The organism is Arenibacter sp. F20364 (genome assembly GCF_023015905.1).
Classification (GTDB): Bacteria; Bacteroidota; Bacteroidia; order Flavobacteriales; family Flavobacteriaceae; genus Arenibacter.
The window spans coordinates 1-24,997 of the sequence record NZ_JALKBD010000024.1; the positions used below are offsets into that span (position 1 = coordinate 1).

Consider the following 24,997-nt stretch of genomic DNA (forward strand, 5'->3'; position numbering starts at 1 on the left):
ACCGAAATCCCTCAGGGAAGTGGCGCAGTTTGAACCGAAATCACTGGCGCAATGAAACCGAAAAGCCTGGCGCAATTTGGTCCGAAGTATCCACTCCTCTGATTCCCAAAAATCATTATAGTTTGGAGGCAATAATGGATTCTCAAGAGGTATATAAATACAGTTCCTAAATAAAGCCTTATTTGGTCTTCGAGAAGTTTTAAACCTTATGGCTGTTTCAACAATTGCATTATCATCAAGGCCAATAATTATTTTTCCACCGATTTTTGCTCTTCTTATTAATTGAACTTCTTCAGTTGGTCTAAACGATGAAATTAGTGTAGTATCAAATTGTGCATGATTTCGATTCCAGTAATCTTCAAATTCCTCAAAAAAATCGTTAATATTAACTTTATTGTTTCCTTTTTTTAAAGTATCTAAAACCAGGAGTGTTGTTTGCTCTAAAATTTCATTCGGAACTTGAGAATTAAGTATAATATTATCGTCAGTGTAACATATATACCCATCATTTTCCACATGAGGAATAAAATCTAATGCATCATAGTCTTTAAGAAAGAAGATTGGCTTTTTATATGGGTAATGTTCATTAAATGCTATTATTATGGTAGTTTTAATACCATTAATTTCAACATTCCCACTAAATCCGTAATCAAGATTCCATTTTTTTGATGGAAATTCATCTTTTTTTAGCTCCTTCAAGAAAGTAAAACCCTTAAGGGATTTGACGATATTTAACAATTCTCTAGTATCCAACCTCTATGCTTGGTCTGGAGAACTAACAATTGCTGGCGCAGTTCTAACTTGAGCAGATTCTTTTTTAGTTATTTCAGGGAAATCATTACCAAAAACCTTTATTAAAATTTTACTTGCCTTATTAGGATCAGTCTCGTTATCTGCCTCATTCAACTTATGTTTTAAATCATTTAATTTTTCCTTAAAATTTTCTTTTTGAATATCTTTCATTTTTTCAAAAAGATTATTGTAAGGTTTGACCGGTAACCTTACTTCAATGTCATTTGCCCACGTAAATTGACTTAATATATAATCAACAAAATTTCTAAGAGCCTTTATATCATTTGCCTTATAAGTATTTGTAAATCCATTATAATCTAGTTCAGGCGAAAAACCATTCAAAGCTAATGCGGTAATACTTATTCCTGTAGGTCTTCCAGCTTCAGTATACTTAAATTTGAAATCTTTCCATCTTTTTAAGTAACGAATACATCTTTTAAACTGATGCCTTTCGTCAGTTACAGTAAATTTTCCATTTACAAGTTTTTTTAGCTCTTTAGGTTGAGCATCTTCCCATTCTTCATTATCACTTGCATATTTTGGTTTTTTGGATAAATATTTGTTATCATCATTATTACCATTAGAATATACCGCTAAATCAACATGATAAAGCGTTTCTCCAGATTGATGATATTGTACTCTTACACAAGGTTTTTTTATTGAAACTGTACGAGGATATTTATTTAAAGCATTATAAACCCATTGTTTTACTTCTTTTGCAGTATAATCTTCTTTTGCTATATTAAAAAGAAGCATAATATCAATGTCATAGTCTTCACCTACTAATGGTTCAATCCCTGTACTCATTGAGTAACTACCTTGATTTTCAAAAGTGAAACTAATTTTAACACCTTCATCCTCAGCCTTCTTTTTCAGGTAAACTCTTATTTCATCAATAATAATATCTCGTTTATCAACAAGTAACTGATTATTTTCAAAATCTAGCTTTATTTTTGAATGAAATTCTATAAACGCTTCTTGTATATTATTTGCCATAATTATATTTTTATCACATTCTCAATAACACCTTGAATTCTAAAATTATCCGTAAGTATTATTGGTTGATGTATTTGGTTATTTGATTTTGGTTTTAGAATAACCATTCCGTTACTCTTATTATATTCTTTAACAGTGGCTTCATCATCAATTAAAGCTAATATTCTATCTCCGTTTTCCGCATCTTGTTGCTGTCTTATTAATAATAAATCACCATTATTAATACCTGCTTTATCCATAGAATCTCCTTTAGCTCTTAATAAAAAATATTTATATCCTTTTTTTATCATTTCAATAGAAATTGAGATTTCTGCCTCAATATTCTCATCAGCAAAAATTGGAATTCCACAAGCAACATTTCCTAATAATGGAATTTTCACAGTTTGGGCTCTTGCTCCAAACTCTTCAAGAATTTCAAAATCAACCATTTGAAAACTACCATCAGATTTCTTTTTCAGAATATCTTTTTCTTCTAGTAAATTAAAAAGAACTGAAGCAGATCGAGGTGATTTGTAATTCAGTCCTTTCATAAGCTCACGAACACTCGGTGTTCTACCTTGATGTAAAAGGAAATTCCGAATAAGCTTTACCGCTTCTACTTCTTTATCTGATAAATTTGTATACATACACAAATATACACTTTGAATACACTGTTTTAGTTTTCATAAACAATTAGTTTTGAACTAGTTATTAACATTTATCAATTAATCTATGTAAATGTAAGATAAGAGTCAATTACTTCTTTGCGGAATTCCGTAATGGAATAAAATTTGTCTAAATAATAGCATTCCACACACATTACACTCCCCTCCTACCTTGGGTCGCATAAAAAGTGTTCCATTCACATTGAAGAAGAATCTTTTGAGAAGAAATTTTTTCAGGAAATTGAAGTAGCATCTTTCGCTTTTACCAAAGCTCAAGTTACATAACGCAAAACATTATAGAACATATTATAACCTTACACTTTTTAGGACAAATCTAATGTCAAAGAAAGTGTATTGGCCAATACACCAGGGCACCAACCTGCTCAAAAATAAAAAGCCTACCAGACCTTCCATTTTTATTCGATCCAAGCAAAGTTTCCCCTCGGGTGGGTAGAGACATGCTCCACGCAAGACAGTATAGTACAGATTGACATATAAGTTTAATAGGTTCAAATCCCAACCTACAAGATATTTTTCCAAAAGACTTAATTGCTATCCAGCCTGTTCAATTCGATACCATAGTTTCCATCCATCCATATCCATCGAATCAATGGGGTCTCCTGAAGGTGAATAATTTTTAAACCATGACACTGGATTTCCGTCATATTCTTGCTTATAATTAAGAAGATGATCATCCGGATCAAAGGTGTCCAACTCTACGCCGCCGATCTGGATCCTTAATTTGTCCTCAACCCAATTTTCAAATATGGCGGCATTGAGAATAATTTCATTCGACCCTTTGATATCACTTAAATGGTAGTGCCCCTTTAAAGGAAATATGTTTTTTGTTAATATGCCGCCGTTGTTCGGCGTATATACTTTGGCAAAAAAACGAAACTCACCTTTGCCTTTAAAGAAAGGTTCCCTATCATCTGTGATTTGAATTTTCTCTATTACGACCCTCACTTTTTTACCCTTCTTAAATTCTGTGGGGTCCTTCCATTCTAATGGATCCATATCCGGGTTCTCCTCATTTGCCAAAGCTACCATATCTTTGGCACGTTTTCTTGCAAATTCAACTTGTCTGGCAACTATAGGATACCATCTATCGTCCGCTTTTTTCACACTAAGCCGCTTGTGAAACAATTCAAGTATGCGAAGATCGGCATCTAGAATTTCTAACGCTTTTTCCACTTGAATATTTAGCTGAAACCCACCTAAGGTACGTGCTTCATCTGCACGCATTTGCAAAATATCAACTTTAAAACGTTGTCCTTTTTTTATACCGGCCGGTAATTTTACTTTTATCAAGCCCGATATATTATCACCCCAGAATGGAGCAATTGGCAAATATGTAGTCCCTGTGGGGAAAAGTCTTAAGGTATGTGAATCAACTATTTTTACCGTAGAGGGTGCGTGTCTTAGGCTTCTGAAATTGAATATTTCCTCGACATTCACCCCTGGTAGGTAGAGTTCAACTTCTGAGGTTTTGGGAAGGTTATTCCAAAAAATTGCCAACTCATCCAGTCCTGTTGTGGGTTTCCATTTGTCAATACTAAAGGTCCACCTTTCCATTGCTTCATGCTTGGCATGCAACTTATCCTTAAAGCGCTTTAGCAATCCAGGAGATTGCGCCAACCAACTTTCCTCAAGATGTAATACTTCCGATTTCAAGTCGCCATTATGGTGGTTCCCATCCACTATGGGTCGAGCTCGATTGATTTTTATTGGTGATAAACTATTGTTCAATAGTATATTGCCCTTATCGTGATTTTCATGATTATCAGTGTCAGCCACGGACAGACCGTGCCCGTCAACACTATGGGAATGATGCAAATGAATTGGATCTATTATTGGAGGAAGATCTTTTTGTGGTCTTTTTATACTCCTTGTTAAATCAATATTAAAAGCATGTTGTACAGTCCTGGTTATTTCCGAACCGGGGTTTGCTGTTTGAACGATCAGCAAGTTTCGCTGGGATAGATTATCTGAATTGCCAGGTGTAGATCCATTTATAGTGGGATCTGAAGGATGTAGCAATTCAACTACCATACACTGGTGATGATCTTCCAATAAATCCCGAATGCTCTGCAAAGCGCCAATAAAGGGTCCATCACCCGTGTACGTCTGCGGAAAGCGTGGCGTTGTCTGATTTATATCCAGATAAGCACCAAAATAACTTAGCGCTTCCGTTCCTCCGGTAGGGGCGAAATCAAATAAGTTGAAAGGATCGATCTGTGTGCCCATATCCACAGTGGTTGCCACCCGAGGTTCCGCAAAAAACGGAATGGATGCCAACTCGTTAGACGTGGTTTTCCCGAGCAAACCAATGGTTGATGCATCTGAGCGATATGCCAGTGTATTGTTAAACTCTACATTTGCCACTCCCCAACGAAAGAACCTGAATGTTACCCGAAGATCATCAAGAGGAACCGCACTCTGTAAATGCACTTGTGCCAAAGCAAAATTATAAATATTAACGCCACCTATGCTAGTAGAATACTCCAATTTGGCATCTCCTTGATCAGCCTCCAAACCATCGAAGGTTTCCCCTCCTGCAGTGCCGTTCCCTGTTCTAAAATTAGAAATTACTTGTTGAATAAATGTATTTGGATCTGTCCATCCGGCTGGAACCCCAAAACGAGCCTGCCCTTCTGGAATTTGAAATACCCTTGTATCGGTGCTTAACCAATGCTTAGGACCATCCAACATATATGGATTTGGATTAAACTGTAATCTGATTTGAATACTATCATCAACTACTTGATTTCCACAACGGTCTGTTGCAGTAACCACTACCTTTACCATAGTGAAATCGCCTGCTGCAATTAAGCCGGCAAACGCATCCTGCCCGGTAAATGTAACCTGGCAAGGACAAGTGACCCGTTGCTGAAATGTAGGATGTAATCCCGGGTCTTCCGGTTGTAAGGAGGTAACCAGCACCTCCACGCCCGGTATCACTGCATCCGTTATAGCATCCCGCAACTCAATGGTAGGACGATGTGCCAAATCTGTGTAAAGACCAGCTGAATATAATGGAGGAGCAATTAAGCCGTACAGGGCAGGCTCTACATCTGCGGGCCATGTAATTAAATACGGTCTAGTAGTTTGATCTTGTAAGACAACATAAAATGCATCGTCGAAAACGGTGGTTCCTACAGCGGCCACCTGCTCAATACTAAAAGTACTTAGATCCAAATAAGTTGTGATATCAGGTGCCGATTTTTCCTGAATTAACGAGATCTCTACTTCCGATTTATGATCAAAACCGTCCAATCGTTCATAGGTGGATCCGGCGGGTAAATCCGGGCTAAAAGGTTCAAGTAAAATTAAGCTGGTATTGTTGCTTATACTAGTAATCATCCTTACCTGTCCGTTACTACGAATTAAATCACCCTGTCTTAAATCGGAAGAGAATGCTGACCCAACACCGGTTACATTTAAACCGGCACTTGAAATTGTTCCAGTTACAGTGGGCACAGTACCATCTGGCTTCGAAGTACAAGTTAGATAACCGCTAATTCGGATAGTGTGATTTTTAAAACCAACTGGAGTAGGTACAAAAAGTAAATTATCTGATTTAAAAGGCCCATCAAAATCTGTATCCTCGGTTCCGGCCGTTCCGTCAAAATCAAAATCTTCAAAAAAATCGATGTTCGCCAAACGTTGATTCCCCGATGGAACACCCACTGGAATTATTGTTAGATTTCGTGTTAATGCTATTACGGCAGTACTACCTAGTGCTCCGCGAAAAACCTCACATTTTAATTCCAATTCTAAAGTGCGACCAAAAGGGTCTGGTTCTACATTCAATTCAATTCTTATTGCCCCTTGACCGTTTGTAATATCAATAGCGGCAACACCCAAGCTTGGTTCAACAGTATCAAGTGATGCATTAAGATCTCTTAAAATGGTCAATGTATTTGGCTGTGGAAAATCTGAATTGTCTGATTGCACCAATTTAAAAGTCTCAAATCTAGGCTCTCTTTTACGCCAAACACTATCATTAAAACCGTGCCATGCAAAAAAACGAGGCGAATGATTATTATCAACTGGTGGCGCTAGATCAGCATTAAGTACATGCCCTGTTCCATGATAACCGGTATCCGAAACTCCCGGTACATTTATAGTAGGAAACTGATTAAAGTCTGTGGCAAAACGTTGACCCATTTCACCGATATTACTAAACTCATCCACATCACTTTCCCAATAAGTCGTATGAATATCGTTAAAGATAACATCCGGTGGATTATCGCTCCAATCTTCAATATGTGGATAACCTGAGTAATCAGATTGCACTCCGGCAGGAGGTGGGTCATTGGGATCGGTATCGTGGGCACATGTATTTATGTCTTGTATTACATCCTGACCTGTGCTTTTTAACCAGCGATCAAATAACTCCAAATGATCCCTATGAAAAGTGAAGAATTCCGCACCCACTTGGGTACGGCTTATTTCCTTTTTTCCTTGGTGCTGACCTACACTCGTATTGAAGAAAGGTGTTGCAGTTGTCCAGCCTCCACCTATTGGTCCATTAGGATGCCAAACATGATGCACCTGATGAAAAATATCGGTGAAATCTTTTTCAGAAAGTATCGTACCATTTCTATCAAAAACCTTGTGAACATGTATTACCGGTTGCCCCAAAACTCGTTTTCTTAAATCGCTTGCCCATTTTACAAATGCCCAATATCGGTAACTATAGGGCGCCTTTACTTCATCAGCCATCTCTTCTGTAATTAGGCTACGATAATTGGTGTTGTAATATAGTCGAATACTCGTTCCCAATGCATCTGTATTTCCAGGTAAGGGGCCGGCTCCAGGAACTGTAGCCGATTGCTCGCCTTCCATACTGCTTTGTCCATCCCATGGTCTCACCGGAGGAAGGAAATATTTACTTCGCCATGATTCGTATAAGCTTAGCATATAATCTAGGTGATGCTCAAGAAAGGCATCACCAGTTACCGCGGTAGCACCTGATGAAGGAATATTATCTCGTGTCCAATGGATATGGTTTTTTGCTCCTATAGGGGCTACTGCTCCCAATTCCCCGGCTCCCAAATCACCGTAAATTAATTCTGAAACGAAATCGATATAATTGTTTCCTGTTGCAGCCATAGCATTCGATTTAACTGTTAATATTTTCGTATTATAAATAAAGGAATCTAAAACAAGGTTTTAGAACTGGAGGAAGGAAATCATGCCAAAAGTTCAATCGCTGTTGGCAAGTCGTGAGGTCTTTAAAAAAAGAATATATAGGAAGGTACTTCAAAAATGAATATCCCAAGAACAGATTGTATATCTAGTAGAGAATATTGTATATTTTGTAGGAATTTTATGTCAGTTATAATTTTTTCTATCATGTTACCTTGCAAACAAAGCATTTTGGTCTATCCTGAAATGAGCGAGACTAAAGAATCAAAATACCGTAATATGTAAGAATTAAGTTCTATTCCTAAGGTGCAATTCGGTTGGAAAAGTTATACGGCGAAAAAAACTATCTATATTCTAAAAGAAAGGATTGGATTATTTACCATCCCGCTCACATTACGCTTGTAAATGAAACTTTTTAGAAGAAAAACATATACAAAGTGTGGTACAAAGTGCCAACCTCTCAAATATTAAAAGGTCTGCAAGCCCTTTTAATATCATACCGTACCAAAGCGAAATTACATATCGCGGAATATTATAATACAAACAGCTCTAATTATAGAATTACCCTTTCTGCGACAGCCACTGTCGTTTTATGAAACCAATTGGATTTAAAAATTTTGCAACCCAGTTGCACTAAAATTCAATTACCTTTGCAATTCAAATGAATATATTTGTTTCCATATCAATGTCATTTATTTTTCTTCTTCAAGGAGTAGCTATGGATATGGACTTATGTGAACAAATTGAAAAAATTTCGCATTTCGTTGAACATTATCAAGATCACAGGGAGTACGATGGAGATTCATTTTTTGAGTATGTGGTCGAGGATTATTTTAATTCAGAAGGCGATAATGGATTCCACCATACGGGTTCGGAAGAGGACAAAATTCCATCACATACCCATAATCAGTGCTGCCATCCCATAGTATTTGTTGCTCCCGCTAATTCAGTTGAAATTAAGTCTATAAGATTTGAAAACAGCTTTGAGTATGGCAAATATTCATTCCTCTTCAATTCCAGATTCCTGGAATCACTTTACCAACCCCCACGGGCATAATTCAGTTTTCATAGGACAACTAGGATAACTCTGTCCTATTATGAAGCTTTCGTTTCGATAAGTATCGGATTCAATTGCGCATACCATCATTTTTTTAACTGAATTAACGCTGTAATCCATGATTAACAAAATCATTTCATTTTCCATTAATAATAAATTTATTATTGGGCTATTTATAGTGGCACTTGTAGGCACGGGCATTTACTCTATGGCCACTATAAACCTTGGCTCTGTACCAGATATTACCAACAACCAAGTACAAGTTATAACAACTGCACCTAATCTGGGGACAGAGGATATTGAGCAATTTGTAACCTATCCGGTGGAATTGGCAATGGCCAATTTACCCGATGTTATTGAGTTGCGCTCCGTTTCCCGTTTTGGGCTTTCCGTAGTTACCATTGTTTTCGATGATGAAGCAGGAACATATTTGCCCCGACAGTTGGTGCAAGAGAAACTCGCAGAAGTGAGCGAAGAAATCCCCGCAGGATTTGGGAAGCCCTTTATGGCACCAATTACTACGGGATTGGGCGAAATTTACCAATACACGCTAAAAGTAAAGGAAGGCTACGAGGATAAATTTGATGCAATGGAGCTACGTACCATTCAGGATTGGATTGTAAAGCGTCAAATGGCATTAGTGCCCGGTGTTGTGGAGGTCAATGCTTTTGGAGGATTTGTAAAGCAATATGAAGTAGCCATTAACCCCGATAAATTGAAAAGTTTTGGCATTACAATGAATCAGGTTTTTGAAGCCCTGAAAGTTAATAATGCCAATACGGGCGGTGCTTATATCGAAAAAAACCATCAAGCCAATTTTATTCGAGGCGAAGGCTTGGCACGTAGCATCGCCGATTTAGAAAATATTGTTGTTACCTCACAGAACGGTAGTCCTGTTTTAGTTCGTGACGTTGCAGAAAAAGTAGGATATGGAAGTCAGGTGCGTTATGGTGCTTTTACCCAAGATGGACACGAATCCGTTGGTGGACAAATTTTGATGCTAAAAGGGCAAAGCCCGAGCAACGTGGTCAAAAATGTTGAGAAACGTATAATCGAAATTCAAAAATCCCTTCCGGAGGGCGTTTACATTGATACTTTTTTAAGCCGAAGCGATCTCATTGACAGAACAACTAGTACCGTCGAAAAAAATCTTATAGAAGGGTCGTTGATCGTAATATTCGTTCTGGTGCTACTTTTGGGAAGTTTCCGTGGCGGATTGATAACAGCCTCGGTTATTCCACTATCCCTATTGTTCGCATTTATCTTAATGAAACAATTTGGCGTTTGGGCCAACCTGATGTCATTGGGAGCTATTGATTTTGGAATTATTGTAGATGGAGCAGTAATTATTGTGGAAGGAATGGTATTCCATATTCATCAACGGATGAAAAAAACTACAACCGTTATCGAGCAATCTGAAATGGATGAAATAGCCTATGAATCGGCAAGTACGATGATGAATTCCGCATTTTTTGGACAATTGATCATTCTAATAGTATTTACACCTATTCTATTCTTAACTGGAATTGAAGGAAAAATGTTCCGTCCGATGGCATTCACCTTTGGATTTGCCGTTTTGGGAGCGATAATTCTTTGTCTTACCTACGTACCAATGATTTCTGCATTATTTTTAAAACCCACCAAAAATCAAAATAGTTGGTTCGCCAAATTTGAAAACAAGATTGACAGGTTCAGTGATAAAATAATGTCCGGTTTAAACAAAGCGTATGTACCGTTGCTCAATTTTGCACTGCGCTTTAAGGCAGGTGTTGTAATTGGAGCCGTCGGGCTATTATTGATTGCAGGATTTATTTTCAGCAATATGGGTGGCGAATTTATTCCAAAATTTGATGAAGGCGATATTGCGATGCAGGCCCTTATAAAACCTGGTAGTAGCCTTACGGAATCCATTGAAGCTTCAAAAAAACTTCAAAATATCGTAAAACAATTCCCTGAAGTAAAAACAATGGTCTCACGTATTGGTGTTGCTGAAATCCCAACTGATCCGATGCCTATGGACATTGCCGACAGCTATATTATTCTGGAGAAAGATAAAAGCAAATGGACTTCGGCAGATAGTAAGGAAGAACTCATAGAAAAAATTCAAGAGAAAATTTCTGTGATTCCCGGTGTCAATTTTGTTTTTACACAACCCGTAGAACTTCGTTTTAATGAGTTGCTTACAGGTGTTCGGGAAGATGTCGCCATAAAATTATATGGCGAGGATCTGGGCGTATTGGCTAATAAAATTAAAGAAATAGCAGCCGTCATTAGAACCGTTCCCGGAGCGGCCGACCTGAATGTGGAAGCCACCAGCGGTCTGCCTCAAATGACCGTGGTTTACAACCGTGCAAAGATGGCACAATACGGTGTTACCGTTGATAAGTTGAACGATTATGTGAGCGCTGCTTTTGCGGGTGAAAAAGCCAGTGTCATTTTCGAAGGCGAAAAACGATTTGATGTGGTCATCCGTTTGGCCAAGGAATTTAGAAAAGACATCAATAGCCTAAAAAATCTTTATATCGATTTACCAAGTGGTGCACAAGTACCTTTAAAAGAAGTAGCTGATATCAGTTACAAACCTGGCCCGATGCAAATATCAAGGGACAATACCTACCGTCGTATTTCCATTGGCGTCAATGTCCGTGGGCGTGATGTAAAAACGATGGTGGAGGAAATTCAGCAGAAATTGGAAGCCGAAGTTAAATTACCAGCGGGTTATTATATCACATACGGCGGTTCTTTTGAGAATTTGCAACGAGCCACAGACCGATTAATGATTGTTGTACCAATTGCATTGTTCTTAATTTTCATATTGCTCTATTTCGCACTCAACTCATTTTCTCAGTCCTTAATGATTTATATGGCCGTACCCTTGGCTGCCATTGGTGGAGTTTTCGCCCTGTTGGTCCGTGGTATGCCTTTTAGTATATCTGCAGGTGTTGGGTTTATTGTACTCTTTGGAGTTGCTGTATTGAATGGACTGGTACTCATAAATAAATTCAATGAACTAAAAGAAGGTGGAATGACAGATTTAAAAAAACGTATATACGAAGCTACGCACGAACGTTTACGTCCAATTTTGCTTACTGCAACTGCGGCTATTATGGGCTTTATCCCTATGGCGGTTTCTACCTCTGGTGGTGCTGAAGTTCAACGGCCTCTTGCAACAGTGGTAATTGGTGGACTGCTTACGGCAACATTTTTAACCTTGGTAGTCATACCTGTTTTATACTATTGGCTCGAAACCCGAAAAGAAAAAAAGGGTAATAAAGGTGATGAAAGCTATGTCAATAAAAGCACCACGGTAATTATTGTTCTATTAGTATTGGGTACTGTATTCACTTCCGGAAATAGCTTTGCACAGGAAACAAAACAGGCCACTTCAGTTCTGAAGCCCATTACTTTGGAAGAAGCTATTGCAATGGCAAAGCAAAATTATCCATCCCTTAAAGAAAGTCAAGCCTTTATTGAACGCGAACAAGCAATGAAAGGTACAAGTTTCGACATGGGTAGCACGCAGGTTTTTACAGGAAAAGAAGAATATGGCAATAATCTTCCTGGAATACAGACTACTATTGGTGTACAGCAGGGCAATATCGATTTGCTTTCTGGCTTTTCAAAATCGAAGTTTTACAAACAGCGTGTGGCACTGGGCGAAAAATTCTATGCGGTAAACGAGCAACAATTGATAAGAAATGTAATGCAAGCGTATGACCAAATAAATTATAATAAAGCGCAACTTCTTTTTGCCGAACAATTGGATAGTGTTTATGCCAATTTTAAGACCGCAGCACAATTGCGTTACGATACGGGCGAATCCGGAAAGTTGGAATTTATTTCTGCTTCCTCGGAATACCAGCAGATTCAAGTATTGCGACAACAGGCCTATGATGATATTGAAATTGCCAAACGGGCCCTAAAGCAGTATTTGGGAACGGAAGCACCTATTGAAACGTTTTCGGTTTTATATGAGCCAATGAATTTGAGCAATATAATGGATTCAACGACCGTGGCAAATAACCCCATATTGCAATATTCGCTTCAAAATGTAGAAGTAAGCAAAGCCAATGTGGGTGTTGAAAAATCGGGGTTCCTGCCAAAATTCAGTCTTTCCTATGGACGGCAAGTGGTAGATGATGTTTCAGGCTTCAATACCTATCAGGCAGGAATTAGTATTCCGTTATGGTTTTATCCTCAGAAATCAAGGGTAAAGGCAGCCAAGGCAGATGCGATGGTCGCAGAAAATCAATATTTGGAACAAAAAGCTATAACTGAAAGCCGTGTTTCCCAATTGCTCAAATCCCTTGAAAAAACACAAAAGATATTGCAATATTATGAGGATGGTGCATTGTTATTGGCAGAAGAACAGATAGCCACGGCACAATTGGCATCCAAGGAAGGCGAGATAGAATATGTGAACTATATCACTATCCTAAATAGTGCCATCAGGATAAAACAAACACATTTACAATATATCAATCAATTTAACCAACAGGCCATCGAGGTACAATACCAGTTGGGCAATCTATAACATTAAAGAAAAAAAATGAAATATATATCTATAATCAGTATAGCACTAGTAACCTTTTTGATGATAGGTTGCAATAACAAAGTAGATTCAGGTTCGGGACATAATGAGGAAAATACAGAGCACAGCGAAGAAAAGCATGAAGAGGGTGTGGTAGAACTTACAAAGGAGCAGGCTGAAACTATTGGTCTTGAAATGAATACCCTGGAAAGAAAGAGTTTAGGCAATACCATTAAAGTTACTGGTCAATTGGAACTATTTCCGCAAGACAGGGCAAACATAAGTCCTTTTGTGGGTGGAAACGTGCGATCCATAAAGGTCATTGAAGGTGATAAGGTAAACAAGGGTCAAGTATTGGCATATTTGGAACATCCCGATATTATAACGATGCAACAGGAATATCAAGAAAAAAATGATGAACTTGTATTTTTAAAACAGGATTTTGAACGTAAGCAAACTTTGTACGATAAGGGAGTTTCGTCTGGCAAGGAATTTCAAATGGCACAATCCAAGTTCCGTTCCACCAGTTCTTCTGTAAACGGACTTCGTTCTAAATTGAGATTGTTAGGCATAAACACCGACCAAGTACTTAAAGGGCAGATTTACTCCGCAGTTCCCATAACAACCCCTATAAGCGGATACGTGGATGAAGTAATGATAAGTCTTGGCGATTATGTAGCACCCCAGACCAAAATGTTCACAGTAAGCGATAATTCTGAAATTCACGTGGATTTTAAAGTGTACGAAAAGGACATCCGAAAAGTTAAGGTAGGTCAGGAAATATATTTTACGGTTGCAGCCAAACCAGACGAGCTTTTAAAGGCAAAAATTCACGCCATCGGTAAAACTTTTGAAACTGACCCTAAAGCATTGCACGTCCACGCAGACGTTCATAATGAAGATAAAGAATTGCTTCCCGGAATGTATGTGGAAGGAAGAATAGTCCAAGACCAAAAAATGGCGTTTGCAGTACCCGAAGATGCCATCATAAAAGAGGGCGAACAGTCCTTTATATTCATATTGGATGCAGATGACGAAAAAGGAGATAACAAAATGAAATTTAAAATGATTCCAGTGAACGTTGGAATTATAGATTTAGGATATGTTGAAATCAATCTTCCTACAGAAATTGTACAAGATGTAAAAGTGGTTACCAAAGGTGCGTATACATTATCATCAGAAATGATAAAGGGCGAATTGGGACACGATGATTAATTCATAATTAAATAATTGGAAAAGATGAAAGAAATAAAAGCATTTATAAAACCAAACAGGATTCAAAAAGTAATAGATGCCCTTACTGATAATGGCTTTAAAAGTATGACCCTTTCACAAGCAGAAGGTACAGGCGCATTCAAGTCAAAAGGTTCAAGACCATCCTTGGATTTTCACCTTACAGACAGCCCAGTGATTAAATTGGAACTGGTCTGCCAAACTGAAGTATCCCTAAACACTATTGAAATAATTACGAAGAATAGTAAAACTGACGAACCAGGAGACGGAATTATTTATGTTTCCAATGTTGAAGATGCCTTTCAGATTAAAACGGGCGAATCATTAAAACGTATAAATTAAATAATGACCGAAATAGAAAAAAAATTGGAAAACAATGGAATACGACCAACAGCGATGCGTATTCTCATATATAAATTTATGGCTCAAAAAGAAGTAGCCATAGCACTTACAGATATTGAGGATGCCTTTGTTAAAGCTGAAAGAACGACATTATACAGGACACTAAAAACCTTTGAGGACAAGGGGATTGTTCATCATATTGATGATGGTACAGGTATCTCAAAATATGCCTTATGCGAACAAGGGTGTAATTGCGAGCTGGATCAAGACCTACATTTACATTTTCATTGTAGTAATTGCGATAAAACAGTTTGCTTAACAGATCATAAAATTCCTCATATCAACTTACCCGACGGTTACATCGCCGAGGATGCAAACCTGGTAATAACGGGAATTTGTGAGAAGTGTAGCGGCCATTAAATGCACTTCCGTTGCATTCTTTATTTCAATACATTGAATAAAAATTAAAATTATGATACAGTTAATAAATTCAAAAAATGAAAATTTGATAGCAGTAAAATTGGAAGGTAAAATCTCAAAAGAAGATGTTGAACAAGTCCATCCGCTAATCCACAAAATTCTTAAAACCAATAATAAAGTGGATTTCTATTTTGAAATGCACGATTTCCACGGATATGAGCTGCAAGGTCTTTGGGCTGATATTAAAGTCGATGTTTCCCACCTTTCAGATTATGGAAAAATGGCTTTTGTAGGAGAAAAGAAATGGCAGGAATGGGCTGCAAAAGCAACTAATTTTTTCACAAGTTCTGAAGTGAAATATTTCGATTTAAAGAACAAGGAACAAGCTAAGTAATGGATAAATTTTCAATAATATAAAATGAGCAAGAAAAAACGTAATCTTCGTGATATCAATATCGAAGAACATAAAGGAGAACATGCTCACGACGATGGTCATAAGCACAGCAGTTCAGAAAGGATAAGTAAATTTAAAACCTACCTACCTGCTATTTTTAGTTTTGTGATGCTGATAGTCGGTATTACCATAGACTATTTTGATGCATTACCTTATTTTAAAGACTGGATACGTATTGTTTATTACACAGCAGCATACCTTCCTGTAGGCTTCCCTGTGATAAAAGAAGGCTGGAACAGTATTAAAAATGGCGATTTCTTTACAGAATTCTTCTTGATGTCCATTGCAACTTTGGGGGCATTTGCCATAGGCGAATATCCGGAAGGTGTGGCCGTGATGTTATTCTATGCTGTAGGCGAACTGTTCCAGAATGCCGCTGTCAACCGTGCTAAAGGAAACATCAAAGCTTTGCTGGACGTACGCCCCAATGAAGCACTGGTATTTCGCGATGGCGAGTTTATTTCCGTCAATCCAGAAACGGTTGCTATAGGTGAGAAGATTCAGGTACGAGTGGGGGAGAAAGTACCGCTTGATGGTATGCTACTTTCTGAAAAAGGTTCGTTTAATACGGCAGCCTTGACAGGAGAAAGCAAACCCGATACCATTGCAAAGGATGAAAAGGTATTTGCCGGTAGCATCAACCTCGATGGTGTTATAGAAGTGGAAACGACAAAGGAATTTAAGGACAGTTCCATAGCACGAATTTTGGATATGGTACAGAACGCCACCGCCCGAAAGTCCAAAACGGAGCTTTTTATCAGAAAGTTTGCAAGGATTTATACCCCCATCGTTGTTTTCCTAGCTATCGGGCTAACATTCCTGCCCTACTTTTTTGTAGATGGTTACGTGTTCCGTGAATGGCTCTACCGTGCGCTGATATTCTTAGTGATTTCATGTCCCTGTGCCCTAGTAATTTCTATTCCCTTGGGTTATTTCGGCGGCCTGGGTGCGGCATCCAGAAATGGAATACTGTTCAAGGGTGCATCCTTTTTAGATACGATGACAAAAGTAAATACCGTGGTAATGGATAAAACTGGGACGGTAACCAAAGGGGTCTTTAAAATCAAAGGAGTTGTAAACAGCTCGGCTTTTACCGAAGCGGAATTTATGCAGTACCTAATGTCGATGGAAGAACAATCCACCCATCCCATTGCAAAGGCAATTTTGGAATACAAGGCAGAGGGTGCTGATTTTGAAGCGACCGAGGTTTCCGAAGTCGCCGGGAAAGGATTAAAAGGAACGGTCAATGGAAAAACCGTGTTGGTAGGAAATAAAGCCTTAATGACCTCGAACAAAATAGAAGTCAATTCACAAACAGATGGCATCGTAGAATCAATTGTAATGGTTGCCATTGATGGAAAATTTGCAGGTTATGTGACCATAGCGGATGAATTAAAGGCCGATGCGCATCAAGCCATAAAGCAAATTAGGGAATCAGGGATTTCCAAAATCATCATGCTTTCTGGCGATAAGGATTCCATTACCCAACAGATAGCAAAAGAATTGAAAATCGATTGGGCGAAGGGTGGTCTATTACCCGAAGATAAACTTAACGAAGTCGAAAAACTAAAAAAGCAGCTCGATACCAAAGTTGCATTTATTGGCGATGGTATTAACGATGCCCCTGTCTTGGCTGCAAGTGATGTAGGAATTGCAATGGGAGGTCTTGGCAGTGATGTCGCTATCGAGACTGCCGATGTCATTATCCAAAACGACCAACCGAGTAAGATTGCACGTGCTATTCAAATAGGGCGTTCTACACGTCGAATTGTTTGGCAAAACATTGGTCTTGCCTTTGGCGTAAAAGTGTTGGTAATGGCCCTAGGAGCGTTCGGAATGGCGACAATGTGGGAAGCCGTATTTGCGGATGTAGGCGTGGCACTTTTGGCAATACTCAATGCCATACGGCTCCAAAAAATGGTTTGGCACTCATAAAAAGTGAATATATATATAAATATACCTATGAAATGTCTCAAAGTCGGAGAAAGAGAAGAGAAAATAACAAACTTGAAGAACCTAAAGGACGGACGGTGACCAAGAAGGATAGATTATGTGGCACCCTTGTAATCACTGGAATATTTATTGTAGGATTAATAATTTATTTTTTTGAGGCTATTTTTTATTTCTTTTACCTGCTTTTCTCCGATAAGTAAAATCGTGAAATGGGTATAGTGTAAATAACAGGATATATATAATATAGCGATAGTTTGGGAAAAAGAAATGCTCACGCATGCATAACATATCTTCTAACGTCACATAGCCAACAATTGAGCTTGCTAATTTTTCTAACTTGGTTGTCTACTATACTTGCAATATTAAATCCTTTATGTTTCAAAAAATGAAAAGTAGCAAAAATTTGCCTCGTACATTGAATTAGTATCTAAAAGTACATGTTGTGCAAAACTTTCATTGCAATAATCGCAAAATGGTTTAAAACATACCTTTTTAGGCACATTCCCCATACTAAAAACTAGTTTCTTGGGGCTGCTTGAGTTTATATTTCAACGGAAAAACCCTTTTTTACCGTAGCCCATTCAAAATTTTAAAAAAGCTTTAGATCCGTTTAAAATTAAATCGGAAAAGTTATCTTTGTTTTTGATGCAAAAGTACAATCACATAAAAGCATTTTTCTTTTTAGGCCTGTTCAGCTTTATGATGCTGCATCAAGCCTTTCCTCATTTGCATCATCAACATGAGGAAACACATTCACATTCAGAAATTGCACATACTAGCGAACACCATCACAATGATGACCATTCCCAAGAAGACGAAAATTCACCTTTAGGTTTCTTTGGATTCTTTTTGGATATGCACGTCCATTCTACGGTGTCGAGTGATATTGGCCTATTTAACAGAGACATTGTTGAAAAGCAGACCATTATTGGTAAAGAGATTGCTAATGGTGTTTTTGACATTCAAGGTCTTTTTTTAATTGATGATGGGCAAAATAGAACATCTCCTATTTATCATCCACCGAATACTTATTTTAATTCTTTTCTCTCATGCCTCGATACACGAGGTCCCCCATCTTTAGGTTAATCGTTTAGGAGCAATTACCGCTATGGTAGTAATCCTTTTATAAATTTAGATTAAACCTAAAATTCACAAACAATGAATAAACATATAGTATTCGCTATTTGCGGATGCCTGTCTTTTGTTAGTGGTTTCTCTCAAAATAGAAATTTGGAGGAATTACTTCTTGAAATAGAACAGAATAATACCGAGTTACAAGGCTATCAATCCTATATTGAAAGTCAACAGCTCGAAAACAAGAGCACCAACAATTTGCCAGACCCACAGCTCTCTGGGTATTATCTGCCCTTTGGCGATAATACCACAGATACTTATACGGAATATCAAATATCACAATCGTTTGAGTTCCCAACGGTTTATGCTGCAAGGGGTAAGTGGAACCATTTAAAGTCGGCGCAACTACAAACTGCCTATACAAAAAGGAGACAGTTGGTGCTATTAAATGCGAAGGAGCTTCTTATAGAGCTTGCTTTCTTAAGGAGGCAAAAAGGAATTGAGGCCGAAAGAAGAGCTCAGGGCAAACAGGTATTTGATCAGCTTAAGGAGCTCTATGACAAGGAGCAAGTAGGTATTTTAGATTTGAATAAAGCCAAAATTGCATGGATTCAGGAACAATTTGTGCTTGGACAGATCGAAAATGACATCCAAATCCTGGTATCCAAACTAAAAACCTTAAATGGCAACAAACCTTTGGATGTACTTTCATTGCTAATTGATTTGCCCGTAGAAATAGGAAGTAAGGACAACCTTTGGCAGGAAAAATTAGTGCAAGACCCTGCCCTCCTGGAATTAAAGACCAATGAGGTTGCTTCCTTGCAAAAAATGAAATTGGAGCATAACAAGGTACTTCCAAATGTCGCTCTAGGCTACAACCATCAGGGTGTAAATGGCAATAATTATTCGGGATTTTACGGTGGACTATCCATTCCCTTATGGGGCAGTAAGAACAAAGTTAAAGCTGCGCAAGCAAGCCATGAGTATCAGCAATCCAATTCGCAAGTAATCTCAACTACGCTCTACGCCCAATTTCAAGAATCTTTTAATCGCTACCAATTAATGCGTTCAAAGTACCATGAGTATCAAACTACGATGGGCAATTTGGAAAGTGAGAAATTACTTTTTAAGGCCTATATGCTGGGTGAGTATTCTTTTATGGATTACTATGTAGAGCTTCAGTTTTACCGAAATGCCTTCGATAAAATGCTGCAAATGGAAAAAGATTTGCATTTGCTTCAAGCAGAATTATTAAAACATCAATTATAAATTTTAAAACAAAACATTATGAAAATTTCAAAAATAGTATTCGCGGTAGCCTTAGTTTCAACTGTGGCCTTAACTTCTTGTAGAGACACAAAATCAAAGCCAGAAAGCACAGAAGAGCACGGTCATGAACACGATGCTGACGGTGGTCATATGCACGAGGAAACTATAGAACAAGAAGAGTTCCATGTTGATAAGGATTCTATGGAAATTAAACCTGAAACCCATAAACATGATGATGGTTCTGAGCACCACAATCATTAATATATAAATAGTTGTAGCAAATGAAATATATAATTATAGTGCTTGCCTTTTTGGCAATGTCTTGTAATGACAAGACAGAAGATGCACACGCACATAATGCAGATGGTAGTCATGTTGGAGAAGAAATTCCCCGTTTGGACCATACGATTTGGACGGACAAAACAGAACTATTTGTTGAGTTTCCGGTACTAATAGTAGGCCAAGGAAGTAGATTCGCTGCTCATTTTACCGAAATGGATAAACACCAGCCTGTTAGGGAAGGTTCGGTAACCGTAAGCCTGATAAAAGATGGTAAGGGCATCAGGAATACGGCGGATGCACCCACATCACCTGGGATATTTTCACCTGCAATTCAGCCCAAAGAAGTAGGGAACTATCAGTTGGTCTTTGAATTAACTACGCCCGGATATTCAGATAAGATCGTTATTGATAGTGTTACCGTATTTGCCAATGCGGATGAAGCCATAAAGGCCTTGGGTGCAGCTAAAGATGATGGGAGCATTTCATTTTTGAAGGAACAAGCTTGGAAAATAGACTTTCAGACAGCGGCTGCGATCAATGGTAAAATCTATGATGTTATAAATACCTCAGGTGTTTGGATGCCTTCGCCAGGCTCCGTTAAGACAATGGTAGCAAAATCTAACGGGGTGGTGGATTTTGCAGAAAGCAATCTTACCGAGGGTACGCCAGTTAAAAAAGGCCAATTATTGATCAATATAAGCAGTCAAGGTTTGGCATCCAATAATTTGAGTACAGAAATTGCAAAGGCACGTTCCAGTTTTGAACAGGCTAAGTCCGAATATGAACGTAAAAAGCAATTGTACGAATCGAAAATTGTTCCTAAAGCAGAGTTTGAAAAAGTAGAAAGCAATTTCAATATCGCCCGATCCAATTATCAAGGCCTTGCGGCAGGAGTTGCTGGTGACGGAAAGCAAATTCGGGCACCATTCGATGGTTATATCACAGCGATAAATGTTGCCAACGGAGATTATGTAGACCAAGGCGCCGCAATGTTAACGTTGGGAACGCTTCGATCCAGGGTTTTAAAGACCCAAATTGCACCTTCTTATGGACTCACCATGGAGAATGCACAAAGCATTTGGTATCAAACCAAGGATGCCCAATGGCGCAATGTGGCATCTTCTGGAGGTTCGATCCTTTCCATTGCTAAAGATGTAGATAACAACAGACCGCTAATTTCTGTTTTTGCCCAGGTCAATGACGATATTGAAATGCCGGAAGGGAGCTTGACCCAGGTTCAAATTGCAATGGGCAACGCAACCCAAAACACAATGATTCCTGTAAATGCTTTGTTGGAAGATTATGGTAGTTATTCCGTTATGGTACAACTTTCAGGAGAAAGTTTTGAAAGAAGGCCTGTAAAAATTGGAAAGCGCAATGGGGAAAATGTAGAAATACTCCAAGGTCTAGAGATTGGGGAAGTAGTAGTAACCACAGGAGCATATCAGGTTAAAATGGCTTCAATGTCCGGTTCAACACCTGCACACGGTCACGAACATTAAAAAATCGAAGAGAAATGTTAAACAAAATATTATCAATTTCACTTCAAAATAGATTGCTCATTCTATTGGGAGCGGTTGCATTGAGCGTGTTGGGTATTTACTATGCCAGGACAATGAACGTCGATGTATTCCCAGATCTTACGGCACCTACGGTAACCATTCTTACCGAAGCCCATGGAATGGAATCTGAAGAAGTCGAAAAATTAGTAACCTATCAACTGGAAACAGCCTTGAACGGCTCGCCAAATGTTCGAAGAATCCGTTCTTCATCGGCAGCAGGCATATCCATTGTTTGGGTAGAATTTGATTGGGGAACCGATATCTATCGAGCACGACAAATTGTGAGCGAACGGATCCCAATGGTAAGGGAAAATTTACCGGAAGGAATAGGTGCGCCGACTATGGCTCCTATTTCATCCATTATGGGCGAAATAATGCTACTGGGAGTTACGTCGGATAGCCTTTCGGCAATGGAATTACGAACTCTTTCCGATTGGACCATTAGACCACGTATAAAAGCTATTGGCGGTATTGCAAATGTGGTGGTCATAGGTGGCGATTATAAGCAATACCAAGTATTTGCAAACCCTGAAAAGATGAAGTATTACAACCTAAGTCTTTCAGAATTGGTCGAAAAGGTTAAAGAGGCCAATGCCAATGCGCCAGGTGGTGTTATCAACCAATATGGCAATCAATACATTATCAAAGGGAGTGGTAGAGCTTATGCTTTGGAGGATTTACGGGAAGCAGTTTTAAAACAGGTCAATGGTCAAACCATCAAAATTAAGGATGTGGCCACGGTTCAAATTGGAGCTGCCGATAAGATTGGGGATGGTTCATTGAATGCGAATCCGGCGGTGATCTTAACCATTTCAAAGCAACCGGATGTAAATACATTGGAACTTACAGACCGTTTGGATGAAGCTATTGCTGATTTACAAGCAACTTTGCCTAAAGGTGTAAACATTAAAAGTCAAATCTTTAGACAATCCGATTTTATTGATGCCTCGATCAGCAATTTGAATCAAACCTTAATGGAAGGTGCATTCTTTGTAATGATTATCCTTTTCATCTTTTTAATGAATTGGAGAACAACGGTAATTTCATTGCTTGCCATTCCTATTTCCTTATTGGTGTCCATTATCATCTTAAAATGGCTGGGTTATACCATTAACACAATGAGTTTAGGTGGGATGGCAATCGCTATTGGCGCCTTGGTGGATGATGCTATTATTGATGTGGAAAATGTGTATAAGCGCCTGCGCGAAAATATCAGAAAACCAAAGTCTGATCGGCAATCGACAATTACGGTCGTGCGGGACGCTTCCGTAGAAATACGAAGTTCTATTATTATCGCCACCTTGATTATCATTGTCTCATTTATACCGCTGTTCTTTTTGAGCGGGATGGAAGGTAGATTATTGCAACCGTTGGGCATTGCATTTGTAACATCTGTTCTAACCTCTTTGATCGTTGCTGTAACTGTAACCCCAATATTGTGTTCCTATTTGTTGGATAACGAAAAGCTTTTGAACAAACAAGCAGAGGGCACACGGGTGGAACGTTGGTTACAGAAACATTATGGAAATATATTGGAACGCGCCACAAAAATTCCAAAAGCTGTCATTGGTGTAACGGTCATTGCCTTCTTTGTAAGTCTTTTGGTTTTAACGCAATTGGGAAGAAGTTTTCTTCCAGAATTTAATGAAGGTTCTTTGGTAATTAGTGTGGTAGGACCACCGGGAATGTCTTTGGAAGAGAGCAACAAAACAGGAAAATTGATAGAGACGATATTATTGGACCTGCCCGAAGTTGAAGTGGTTACCCGACGACAAGGACGAGCAGAACTGGATGAACACGCACAAGGTGTAAATGCTTCAGAAATTGATGTCCCATTTATTCTAAAAGACAAAACCAAGGAAGAATTTTTTGAAGAAGTCCGAACCAAATTAAGCATTGCCCCAGGGGTAAATATTACTTTGGGGCAACCCATCGCACACCGGATAGATCATATGCTATCAGGTACACGTGCCAATATTGCGATCAAGATTTATGGCTTCGATCTACAACGTTTGTTTGAAGTAGGCAAGAGTGTAGAGCAGAACATCAAAGATATTGATGGCTTGGCGGATGTAGCGGTAGACCAACAAATAGAAGTTCCGCAGATACGCATCAAACCTAAACGTCAAATTTTGGCGGCCTATGGAATGACAGTTGGAAATTTGATGGAGCAGGTAGATATTGCTTTTGCCGGGGAAGAGGCAGGCGAAATTTATGAAGGTCAACAATATTTCGATCTGGTTGTGCGCTACGAAAAACCATTTAGGAATGACATTGAGAACATCAACAATACATTAGTAAGTCTTCCTAATGGCGGATACACAATAATAGGTGAATTGGCCACCGTTCAATCCGTGAGCAGTCCAAATACTATTAACCGAGAGGATGTGCAACGTAAAATTGTAGTAGCTGCCAATGTACAGGGCAGGGATTTACGAAGTGCCGTCAACGAAATAAAGGATGTTGTTGCCAGTAATGTAGCAATGCCTGAAGGTTATCGGGTGGAATATGGCGGACAGTTTGAAAGCGAGTCCAAAGCATCACAATTACTTATGTTCACTGCAATCATTGCAATAGCTATCATTTTCCTGCTATTGTATTATGAATTTAAAGATGTAAAACTGGCATTTGTAGTATTGATCAATCTGCCTTTGGCTTTAATCGGTGGTATTTTGATAGTGTACTTCACTTCCGGAATTATCAGTATCGCAGTGACCATAGGTTTTATTAGCCTTTTCGGTATCGCAACCCGAAATGGAATCCTATTGGTTTCCAGATATGAGGATTTGAGAAAGGAAGGAATGAAAGGTTTTGAATTGATAAAAACAGGAGCTTTAGATCGCCTAAACCCGATCTTAATGACAGCCTTTACAACAGGCCTGGCCTTGATTCCCTTGGCCCTAAAAGGAGGCGAGCCTGGCAGTGAAATACAAAGCCCCATGGCGGTGGTTATTTTGGGGGGATTGTTATCTGCTACCATTTTAAATTTGGTCGTGATTCCTTGTGTTTATCAGTTGGTATTGAAAAGCCCGACCAGTGCTGCTGACGCCCCGGAATTAGTGTAAATAAAAAATCTTCGGATATATAACTGAACCATTTCAGGCCTTGAGTAACAAATTGTTTGCCAAGGTCTATTTGGCTCGGATTATTAGTTCAATTTAAGATTCACAATAGGCATTGAATTGATACATTTAGAATTTTTGGATTTAGAACCTTCTATGATTTGGATTTAAT

16 protein-coding genes are annotated in these 24,997 nt (G+C 38.6%); 12 read left to right on the forward strand and 4 right to left on the reverse strand.

Going from position 1 to position 24,997, the window contains the following annotated elements; genetic code table 11:
- The 4 genes from MWU84_RS17265 to MWU84_RS17280 all read right to left on the reverse strand — a co-directional run.
- On the reverse strand, positions 1-753 hold a 753-nt coding region (locus tag MWU84_RS17265), incomplete at its 3' end, for an E2/UBC family protein (RefSeq protein ID WP_246904092.1).
- Between the two features lie 3 nt (positions 754-756).
- Complete coding sequence (locus MWU84_RS17270; RefSeq protein ID WP_111624463.1) at positions 757-1,788, reverse strand: nucleotidyltransferase; 1,032 nt, start codon at positions 1,786-1,788, stop codon at positions 757-759.
- Positions 1,789-1,790: 2 nt separating this feature from the next.
- Positions 1,791-2,414: a transcriptional repressor LexA gene (gene lexA, locus MWU84_RS17275; RefSeq protein ID WP_111624464.1), complete on the reverse strand. Its 624-nt coding sequence runs from the start codon at positions 2,412-2,414 to the stop codon at positions 1,791-1,793.
- Positions 2,415-2,984: 570 nt separating this feature from the next.
- Entirely contained in the window at positions 2,985-7,550 is a 4,566-nt protein-coding gene (locus tag MWU84_RS17280) for a hypothetical protein (protein ID WP_111624465.1), read from the reverse strand.
- A 721-nt stretch (positions 7,551-8,271) separates the two neighbouring features.
- Between MWU84_RS17280 and MWU84_RS17285 the strand changes: the two genes are divergently transcribed.
- The 12 genes from MWU84_RS17285 to MWU84_RS17340 all read left to right on the forward strand — a co-directional run bounded on the left by MWU84_RS17285 (position 8,272) and on the right by MWU84_RS17340 (position 24,828).
- Positions 8,272-8,643 (forward strand): hypothetical protein, encoded by a 372-nt coding sequence (locus MWU84_RS17285; RefSeq protein ID WP_069859089.1) that lies wholly within the window; start codon positions 8,272-8,274, stop codon positions 8,641-8,643.
- 118 nt (positions 8,644-8,761) lie between these two features.
- Positions 8,762-13,177 carry a CusA/CzcA family heavy metal efflux RND transporter gene (locus MWU84_RS17290; protein ID WP_111624466.1) on the forward strand — a complete coding sequence of 1,472 codons (4,416 nt, stop codon included), beginning with the start codon at positions 8,762-8,764 and terminating at the stop codon, positions 13,175-13,177.
- Between the two features lie 15 nt (positions 13,178-13,192).
- Positions 13,193-14,389: an efflux RND transporter periplasmic adaptor subunit gene (locus tag MWU84_RS17295; protein ID WP_111624467.1), complete on the forward strand. Its 1,197-nt coding sequence runs from the start codon at positions 13,193-13,195 to the stop codon at positions 14,387-14,389.
- Positions 14,390-14,413: 24 nt separating this feature from the next.
- Positions 14,414-14,749 carry a P-II family nitrogen regulator gene (locus tag MWU84_RS17300; RefSeq protein ID WP_111624468.1) on the forward strand — a complete coding sequence of 112 codons (336 nt, stop codon included), beginning with the start codon at positions 14,414-14,416 and terminating at the stop codon, positions 14,747-14,749.
- A 3-nt stretch (positions 14,750-14,752) separates the two neighbouring features.
- A complete protein-coding gene (locus MWU84_RS17305) occupies positions 14,753-15,169 on the forward strand; it encodes a transcriptional repressor (protein ID WP_103440910.1) in 417 nt (138 codons plus the stop codon).
- Positions 15,170-15,221: 52 nt separating this feature from the next.
- Positions 15,222-15,563, forward strand: coding sequence for an STAS/SEC14 domain-containing protein (locus tag MWU84_RS17310; protein WP_246904097.1), 342 nt, complete (start codon positions 15,222-15,224; stop codon positions 15,561-15,563).
- A gap of 24 nt (positions 15,564-15,587) precedes the next feature.
- Complete coding sequence (locus tag MWU84_RS17315; RefSeq protein ID WP_111624470.1) at positions 15,588-17,558, forward strand: heavy metal translocating P-type ATPase; 1,971 nt, start codon at positions 15,588-15,590, stop codon at positions 17,556-17,558.
- Positions 17,559-18,221: 663 nt separating this feature from the next.
- Positions 18,222-18,662, forward strand: a complete 441-nt coding sequence (locus tag MWU84_RS17320; protein WP_111624471.1) for a hypothetical protein — start codon at positions 18,222-18,224, stop codon at positions 18,660-18,662.
- Positions 18,663-18,734: 72 nt separating this feature from the next.
- Positions 18,735-19,919 carry a TolC family protein gene (locus tag MWU84_RS17325; RefSeq protein WP_246904099.1) on the forward strand — a complete coding sequence of 395 codons (1,185 nt, stop codon included), beginning with the start codon at positions 18,735-18,737 and terminating at the stop codon, positions 19,917-19,919.
- Positions 19,920-19,937: 18 nt separating this feature from the next.
- Positions 19,938-20,180 (forward strand): hypothetical protein, encoded by a 243-nt coding sequence (locus MWU84_RS17330; protein WP_069859106.1) that lies wholly within the window; start codon positions 19,938-19,940, stop codon positions 20,178-20,180.
- A 20-nt stretch (positions 20,181-20,200) separates the two neighbouring features.
- On the forward strand, positions 20,201-21,703 hold the full coding sequence (locus tag MWU84_RS17335) for an efflux RND transporter periplasmic adaptor subunit (protein ID WP_111624473.1): 1,503 nt from the start codon (positions 20,201-20,203) through the stop codon (positions 21,701-21,703).
- Between the two features lie 14 nt (positions 21,704-21,717).
- Complete coding sequence (locus MWU84_RS17340) at positions 21,718-24,828, forward strand: efflux RND transporter permease subunit (RefSeq protein ID WP_246904101.1); 3,111 nt, start codon at positions 21,718-21,720, stop codon at positions 24,826-24,828.
- Positions 24,829-24,997: the final 169 nt, after the last annotated feature.

What these genes read in the sequence shown, in the direction of transcription:
- MWU84_RS17325 (WP_246904099.1), top strand. Translation starts at nt 18,735, where the DNA reads ATGAATAAACATATAGTATTCGCTATTTGCGGATGCCTGTCTTTTGTT.
- MWU84_RS17320 (WP_111624471.1), top strand. Translation starts at nt 18,222, where the DNA reads ATGCAAAAGTACAATCACATAAAAGCATTTTTCTTTTTAGGCCTGTTC.
- MWU84_RS17305 (WP_103440910.1), top strand. Translation starts at nt 14,753, where the DNA reads ATGACCGAAATAGAAAAAAAATTGGAAAACAATGGAATACGACCAACA.
- MWU84_RS17310 (WP_246904097.1), top strand. Translation starts at nt 15,222, where the DNA reads ATGATACAGTTAATAAATTCAAAAAATGAAAATTTGATAGCAGTAAAA.
- MWU84_RS17300 (WP_111624468.1), top strand. Translation starts at nt 14,414, where the DNA reads ATGAAAGAAATAAAAGCATTTATAAAACCAAACAGGATTCAAAAAGTA.
- MWU84_RS17340 (WP_246904101.1), top strand. Translation starts at nt 21,718, where the DNA reads ATGTTAAACAAAATATTATCAATTTCACTTCAAAATAGATTGCTCATT.
- MWU84_RS17285 (WP_069859089.1), top strand. Translation starts at nt 8,272, where the DNA reads ATGTCATTTATTTTTCTTCTTCAAGGAGTAGCTATGGATATGGACTTA.
- MWU84_RS17270 (WP_111624463.1), bottom strand. Translation starts at nt 1,788, where the DNA reads ATGGCAAATAATATACAAGAAGCGTTTATAGAATTTCATTCAAAAATA.
- MWU84_RS17290 (WP_111624466.1), top strand. Translation starts at nt 8,762, where the DNA reads ATGATTAACAAAATCATTTCATTTTCCATTAATAATAAATTTATTATT.
- MWU84_RS17315 (WP_111624470.1), top strand. Translation starts at nt 15,588, where the DNA reads ATGAGCAAGAAAAAACGTAATCTTCGTGATATCAATATCGAAGAACAT.
- lexA (WP_111624464.1), bottom strand. Translation starts at nt 2,414, where the DNA reads ATGTATACAAATTTATCAGATAAAGAAGTAGAAGCGGTAAAGCTTATT.
- MWU84_RS17295 (WP_111624467.1), top strand. Translation starts at nt 13,193, where the DNA reads ATGAAATATATATCTATAATCAGTATAGCACTAGTAACCTTTTTGATG.
- MWU84_RS17330 (WP_069859106.1), top strand. Translation starts at nt 19,938, where the DNA reads ATGAAAATTTCAAAAATAGTATTCGCGGTAGCCTTAGTTTCAACTGTG.
- MWU84_RS17280 (WP_111624465.1), bottom strand. Translation starts at nt 7,550, where the DNA reads ATGGCTGCAACAGGAAACAATTATATCGATTTCGTTTCAGAATTAATT.
- MWU84_RS17335 (WP_111624473.1), top strand. Translation starts at nt 20,201, where the DNA reads ATGAAATATATAATTATAGTGCTTGCCTTTTTGGCAATGTCTTGTAAT.